Source organism: Hymenobacter agri, from assembly GCF_054778495.1.
The window spans coordinates 1-6,520 of record NZ_BAAGZM010000217.1; the positions used below are offsets into that span (position 1 = coordinate 1).

Consider the following 6,520-nt stretch of genomic DNA (forward strand, 5'->3'; position numbering starts at 1 on the left):
CTCGTGCCCGATGCGCGCCGCTCGGGCCCGTTTGCCTGGCGCGGCACGGCCCGCGAGTCGGGCATTCGGGTGGAAGTGCTGCTGGTGAAGCCTGAGAATTTTACCACCGAAGTATTCCTGAATTCAGCGGCCGAAGGTCATTTGAACGAAGCGCTGCCGACGTCCGGCACCCTGCGGCAGCTGGCGCGGCGCGAGAAATTTGAGCAGGAAGAAGAGCTGTATGAGCGCGCCGGTCTGCAATTCATCGTGCCCGAGCTGCGCGAAGGCCTGGGCGAAATTGCCCTGGCCGCCGAGCAAAAGCTGCCCCACCTGCTCGAAGACGGCGACCTGCGCGGCTCGCTGCACAACCACAGCACCTGGTCCGATGGCAACCACAGCATCCGCGAAATGGCCACTTGGCTGCGCGACCACGGCTACGAGTACCTCGGCCTGTGCGACCACAGCCAGGCCGCCCACTACGCCAACGGCCTGAGCGTGGAGCGCGTGCGCCAGCAGCACCAGGAAATCGACCAGCTGAACGCTGAGCTGGCCCCGTTCCGCATCTTCAAAGGCATCGAAAGCGACATTCTCAGCGACGGCGCGCTCGACTACCCGGCCGACGTGCTGGCCAGCTTCGATTTCATTGTGGCCTCGGTGCACTCCAACCTGAAGATGGACGAAGCCAAAGCCACCAACCGCCTGCTGCGCGCCATCGAAAACCCCTACACGACCATGCTGGGCCACCCCACCGGCCGCCTGCTGCTGCGTCGCCAGGGCTACCCCATCAACTACAAGGCCGTAATTGACGCCTGCGCCCAGCACAACGTCATCATCGAAATCAACGCCAACCCCTGGCGCCTCGACCTCGACTGGCGCTGGGTGCGCTACGCCCTCGACCAGGGCGTGCAGCTCAGCATCAACCCCGACGCCCACCACACCAACGGCTACGAAGACATGCGCTACGGCGTACTGATGGGCCGCAAAGGCCACCTCACCAAGGAGATGACCTTCAACGCCAAGTCGGTGGAGGAGGTAGCGGCCTATTTTGAAGCCCGCAAAGCCAAAATTGCGCCGCCGCTGGAGTTCAAGAAGTCGCTGTTTGAGTAGACGCTTGAATGAATCCTGTATAATCCAGAACGTCATGCTGAGCGTAGCCGAAGCATCTCGCGTGCAATAGTATTACGTTGCGCGGTAGAGATGCTTCGGCTACGCTCAGCATGACGTTCGTTTCCCCTCCTTAGCCTACGGCTAAAAATGAAAGTCCTCGTTCTCCGCTTTTCTTCCATCGGCGACATTGTGCTGACTACGCCGGTAGTGCGGGCGCTGGCGCAGCAGGTGCCGGGTGCGGCGGTGCATTTCGCCACCAAGCCCGGCTACCGCGGCCTGCTCGAAGCCAACCCCTACGTGGCCAGGGTGCACGTGCTGAGCGGCAGCCTGCGCGAGCTAGTGCAGGAATTGAAAGCGGAGAAGTTCGACTATATCGTTGACTTGCACCACAACTTGCGCACCCAGCTCATCAAGCTGCAATTGGGCGTGAAATCGAGCAGCTTCGACAAGCTGAACTGGCAGAAGTGGCTGCTGGTGAACTTCAAAGTCAACCGCCTGCCCGACGTGCACATCGTGCAGCGCTACCTGGCGGCCGCCGCCCCGCTCGGCGTGCACGACGACGGCCGCGGCCTAGACTATTTCATCCCTACCGGTCAGGAAGTGGATTTGGCTACGCTGCCCGCCGACTTCCAGCGCGGCTACGTGGCCGTGGCCATTGGCGCGCAGCACGCCACCAAGCGCCTGCCCCTGGAGAAGCTGGTGGAGCTGTGCCAGCAGCTGGCCCCGCGCCCCGTCATGCTGCTCGGCGGCCCCGAAGACGCGCCCGTGGCCGAAGCCATTATGGCCGCCGAGTCCCCAGGTCGCCAAGTCCCTAAGTCCCCAATCCACAACGGCTGCGGGCGCTACTCGCTGCACCAGTCGGCCTCGCTGCTGCGGCAGGCCAGCTTTGTAGTGAGCCACGACACGGGGCTGATGCACATTGCCGCGGCCTTCGGTAAGCGCACTTATAGCGTGTGGGGCAATACGGTGCCCGAGTTCGGCATGTACCCTTTCCGCACTGAGTTTGAAAATTTGGAAGTGAAGGGCCTGAACTGCCGACCATGCTCCAAAATTGGCTTTGCCAAGTGCCCACAGGGGCATTTCCGGTGCATGCGCGAGCAGTTTTTCACGCTCGACTGGCCGGCCTTAGCCGTTACCGAATAACCTCCGTTTCGGCCAGCGGCGGCAGTTCCAGCACCAGCAGCAGCGCGTCGTTGCTCAAGGCTTCCAGCTCGATGGCAGCTACGTCCCACAGGGCTAGGCCGTCTTTTTCGTGGAGCAGCCGGCTTTCGACTTCGAATGCCCCGGCCAGTACGAACACGAACACACTGCCAGCCGGATTACGAAGCTGGTAAACGGCTTCCTGCCGGCCTGCAAACCGACCCAGGCTCGCCGCCAGCAGCTCTGCCGGTGCGCCCGGTCGCAGCGGCAGCAGGCGGTTTTCCATCTGGCTGAAAGCGAAGCTCACTGGTTGTGCAGCGGCCGAAACCGCGCCGGCATCGGCCCGCAGCCAGATATGCAGAAAGCTCACCAGCTCGCTGCCGAAGGGATTTCGCAGCCGGAGCGCGCTGCCGGCGGGCAGCGCCAGCAGCAGGGTTTCGCCGGCTTCGACCAGGGCTTCAGGCGCTTCAGCATCGATGCTGGCCGCCACGGCCCCGGTGATAGGCAGCAGTAACACCTGCGTGGCTTCGGCCACCGTAAATTCGACGGTGTGGCCGCCGGCCAGCGTTTCCTCATTCAGCCCAAACAGCCGGCCAAACGGCCCCTTGTGCGGGTGCGCAAACCCGCCAAAGCTGAACGTACTGTACCGCCGGAACTGCTCCGAATCGGCCAGCCCGCGCTCCTCGGCCAGAAAGATTTTGCCCGGCGTTTGCGAAATCATACGCAGCAGATAATTAGAAACGGCCCGCCCGCTTACGCCGGCACGCCCATCGAGAAAGCCAGCTGGAAACCGGCCGACGTGCTACCCGTCACGGTAGCCAGCTCGTTGGCCACGCCGTCGCTGAACACGTTGTCGCTGGCGTTGGCGGTGTAGCCGCTCAGGCCCTTGGCGTAGCCGTTCACGGCGGCCAAGGCGGTGCCGGTGCCCTCGGGGAAAGCAATTTGCGTCACCTTCAGCGAGGTGCCGGTGGCCGAGTACACGTGCACGTGGATGTGAGTGGCGCGGCCCGAATACCAGCCCGGGAAGATGCTCGTGAATTTCACTTGCCCGTTGGCATCCGTCACCTGCCGGCCGCGCAGGAAGTGCACCGACTGGTAGTTGGTGGCCTGCATGCCCGTGCCGCCGTACTCCGAGTAGTTGCCCTCGGCGTCGCAGTGCCAGATGTCGACAATAGCGCCGGCCAGCGCCGCGCAGCTGGCGTTGCTGTTGCTGAGCGTGATGGTAATGTCCATCTGGTAGCCCGTTTTGCCGTCGCGGATGTCGCTGCGCACGTAGCTCGACGGCACTTTGGTGGGGAAGGGGCCTTCGGTTTCGGTGGGGGCCACGGCGCAGCTGCCCGAACTGCTGCCGGTGCTGCCCGAACCGGTGGAACTACTGGCGGTAGGCTCGGCGGTTTCCTTGCTGCAGGCCGTGAGCAGCGCGGGCACCGAGGCCGCGCCCAGCAACAGGCTTTTCAAAAAATGCTTTCGTTCCATAACGATGGGGGATGAGCGGTGAGAAATCAGGACTAGCGTGGTTGGAATACCCAAAGCTGCCCCGCAACATTCCCGCGGCGGCTCGGCAATCGGCGGTTGGCCCCCAGGCCTCGACGGTTGCCGGATTCGGCTCGCAAAAACAATTGCTACATTTCCGGCCCGGCCCGTGCCAGGTCGGTAGTTCTAACCTCCCTCTTTCGCCCTCGCCATGCCCGCCGAAACCGAACCCTGCCAGCATCTCACGTCCCTCACCAGCCTCAAAACCGCCCCCGAATACGCCTGCCCCGAGTGCGTGGCCCTCGGCGACGACTGGGTGCACCTGCGCGTGTGCCAGCAGTGCGGCCACGTGGGCTGCTGCGACTCGTCGCCCAATAAGCACGCCACCAAGCATTTTCGCGCCACCCAGCACCCGGTCGTATCCTCGGCCGAGCCCGGCGAGCGCTGGCTCTGGTGCTATGTGGACCAGGAAATGGCGGAATATTAAATTCCTGAAAGCAGCGTCAGCTAGTCGTTCGACGAATGGTCGGTTAGCAAGTGGGTGATGATTTGAATCAATGCCGACTGTGTTGCGGCTTCGGAGAAATTCTTTCCCTGCTGCCGTCTTGTTAATTCATCGTAACGAAGCAAGAGTGATAAGTCCAGCCCCGCAGCGATGCATTTCCGCAGCGTTTGGACTTTATCGGCCATACTCGTAGCATCCCATTCTCCCGAATTCGGGTCAAAGCACGCCCGTAATGCCGCTTCGCTGCCGAATGGCCCCAGCGCCTGACGGATGAGTTGCGAGAAAGGTTGTTCCTGAGCTTCCATGAGGCAGAAAATAAAAAACCAGTCCGGTATACGCTACCGAACTGGTTTCCAATTTACTGAATAGCTTGCTCAGCTACCCAATCTTCTCAAACCCGCAGTAGCTGTGCAGCACGGCCGGCAGCTTGATGCCTTCACTGGTCTGGTTGTTTTCGAGCAGCGCGGCCACGATGCGGGGCAGGGCCAGGGCCGAGCCGTTGAGCGTGTGCAGCAACTGAGTTTTGCCGCCCTCGGCCTTGTAGCGGCATTTGAGGCGGTTGGCCTGGTAGGTTTCGAAGTTCGACGCCGAGCTCACTTCGAGCCAGCGGCCTTGGGCGGCGCTCCACACTTCGAGGTCGAAGGTGAGGGCGCTGGTGAAGCCCATGTCGCCGCCGCAGAGGCGCAGCACGCGGTAGGGCAGCTCCAGCTTTTGCAGCAAGCCTTCGATGTGAGCTACCATGGTGTCGAGGGCGGCGTAGCTCTGCTCGGGTTCGGTAATCTGCACGATTTCCACCTTGTCGAACTGGTGCAGGCGGTTGAGGCCGCGCACGTCGGCGCCCCACGAGCCGGCTTCGCGGCGGAAGCAGGGCGTGTGACCCGTGATGCGGATGGGTAGCTTCTCGACCGGAATAATCTCGTCGCGGTAGATGTTGGTCAGCGGCACCTCGGCCGTGGGGATGAGGTACAGGTCGTCCTTAGCGTCGTGGTACATCTGGCCTTCCTTATCGGGCAGCTGGCCGGTGCCGTAGCCGCTGGCCTCGTTCACTAGAATGGGCGGCTGCATCTCGGTATAGCCGGCCGCGCGGGCCTCGTCGAGGAAGAAGTTGATGAGCGCGCGCTGCAGGCGGGCCCCCTGGCCCTTGTACACGGGGAAGCCCGCGCCGGTAATTTTCACGCCCAGCTCGAAGTCGATGATGTCGTACTTCTTGATGAGGTCCCAGTGGGCCAGGGCGTCGGTACCCAGCTCGGGCTTGGCGCCGTGCTCGCGCACCACCTCGTTGTCCTGGGCGCTGCGGCCTTCGGGCACGCTGGCGTGGGGCAGATTGGGGAGCTTGTACAGCAGTTGCTGCTGCTCTTTCTCCACTTGGGCCAGCTCGGCGGCGGCGCTCTGGGTGTGTTGCTTAAGCTCAGCAGTGCGGGCTTTCAGGGTTTCGGCGCCGGCTTTGTCGCCCGACTTCATCAGGCCGCCGATTTGCTGAGCGAGCTTGTTGGCTTCAGCCTGGGCCGAGTCGTGGCTGGTTTGAAGCTGGCGGCGGCGCTGGTCGAGGTCGAGAATGGCAGCCACATCGGCGGGGCCGGTGGCATAGCGCTTTTTGGCAAGGCCGGCCAGCACGAAGTCGGTCTGGTCGCGGAGAACGGAAAGTTGCAGCATGAAGAAGCGAATGGGTAACGGGGCAAAGGTCGCAAGGAAAACCCGACCCCGCCACCGCCCCGCCGGCCCCGCCCCGAAACTGGACGCAACTTATTTTCGCGGTCTGCGTGTAGAGGGCAGAGTAGGCGGGCCGTCGATTTGGCCGTTTGCCCGTAATGCGCTAACATTGCGGGAGCAACCGGCCGCCGTGGTCGGGCCAGCGGGCTAGTGGGCTCGTCTTTGGTCCGTCTTTTTGCTGAATTTCCAGCGGCCCCATTCTGCACCTCATTTTCCTGTCTATTCATCTCGCGCCGCGCGTTGCTGCCCCGTAGCTCGCCCGGACTCTGCGAATGTCATATTCCAGCGGCCTTGTCGCCGTGCCTTCGCTGGCCATTATGCGCCCCTTCGTGGGCCATTCCGGGCCGCCAGCCCCCGTGCTTTCCCGCCGATGTTCTCCCCTTATTCCCTTTATGCACACCATTAACGAGTTGAAGGACCGGCTGTTGTCCGACCTCAAAGAAATTGCCGAGCGACTAAATGTTGGCAACTTCAAAAAGCTCAACAAGCAGGAGCTGATATACAAAATCCTCGACCAGCAGGCCCTAAACCCCGCTGCCACCGAAGTTCCCGCTGCGCCGATGGCGGCACCTGCCGCTGCCGCTCCGGCCGCCGCTACTCCGGCCG

At 62.7% G+C, this 6,520-nt stretch carries 8 protein-coding genes; 4 read left to right on the forward strand and 4 right to left on the reverse strand.

What is annotated here, in order from left to right; translation table 11 throughout:
• Together ACYVDE_RS11965 and ACYVDE_RS11970 are read left to right on the forward strand one after the other, a co-directional pair.
• Nucleotides 1-1,086 (forward strand): PHP domain-containing protein (locus ACYVDE_RS11965; RefSeq protein WP_460501778.1); only part of this gene is annotated, 1,086 nt, incomplete at its 5' end.
• 147 nt (nt 1,087-1,233) lie between these two features.
• A complete protein-coding gene (locus ACYVDE_RS11970; RefSeq protein WP_460501779.1) occupies nt 1,234-2,229 on the forward strand; it encodes a glycosyltransferase family 9 protein in 996 nt (331 codons plus the stop codon).
• On the opposite strand, the gene ACYVDE_RS11975 is transcribed toward ACYVDE_RS11970, so the two are convergent.
• Nucleotides 2,219-2,947 carry a pirin family protein gene (locus ACYVDE_RS11975; RefSeq protein WP_460501780.1) on the reverse strand — a complete coding sequence of 243 codons (729 nt, stop codon included), beginning with the start codon at nt 2,945-2,947 and terminating at the stop codon, nt 2,219-2,221. The genes ACYVDE_RS11970 and ACYVDE_RS11975 overlap by 11 nt on opposite strands.
• A 32-nt stretch (nt 2,948-2,979) precedes the next feature.
• Nucleotides 2,980-3,702 carry a dioxygenase family protein gene (locus ACYVDE_RS11980; RefSeq protein ID WP_460501781.1) on the reverse strand — a complete coding sequence of 241 codons (723 nt, stop codon included), beginning with the start codon at nt 3,700-3,702 and terminating at the stop codon, nt 2,980-2,982.
• A 208-nt stretch (nt 3,703-3,910) separates the two neighbouring features.
• Here ACYVDE_RS11980 and ACYVDE_RS11985 point away from each other — a divergent pair, with 208 nt between their 5' ends.
• The gene (locus tag ACYVDE_RS11985; RefSeq protein ID WP_460501782.1) at nt 3,911-4,186 is read left to right on the forward strand and encodes a ubiquitin carboxyl-terminal hydrolase family protein; all 276 of its coding nucleotides are present in this window, start codon (nt 3,911-3,913) and stop codon (nt 4,184-4,186) included.
• A gap of 20 nt (nt 4,187-4,206) precedes the next feature.
• Here ACYVDE_RS11985 and ACYVDE_RS11990 read toward each other — a convergent pair whose 3' ends face one another.
• A complete protein-coding gene (locus ACYVDE_RS11990; protein WP_460501783.1) occupies nt 4,207-4,509 on the reverse strand; it encodes a hypothetical protein in 303 nt (100 codons plus the stop codon).
• A gap of 73 nt (nt 4,510-4,582) precedes the next feature.
• On the reverse strand, nt 4,583-5,857 hold the full coding sequence (serS, locus tag ACYVDE_RS11995; protein ID WP_460501784.1) for a serine--tRNA ligase: 1,275 nt from the start codon (nt 5,855-5,857) through the stop codon (nt 4,583-4,585).
• 449 nt (nt 5,858-6,306) lie between these two features.
• Here serS and ACYVDE_RS12000 point away from each other — a divergent pair.
• Nucleotides 6,307-6,520: Rho termination factor N-terminal domain-containing protein (locus ACYVDE_RS12000; protein ID WP_460501785.1), on the forward strand; the 214-nt coding region annotated here is incomplete at its 3' end.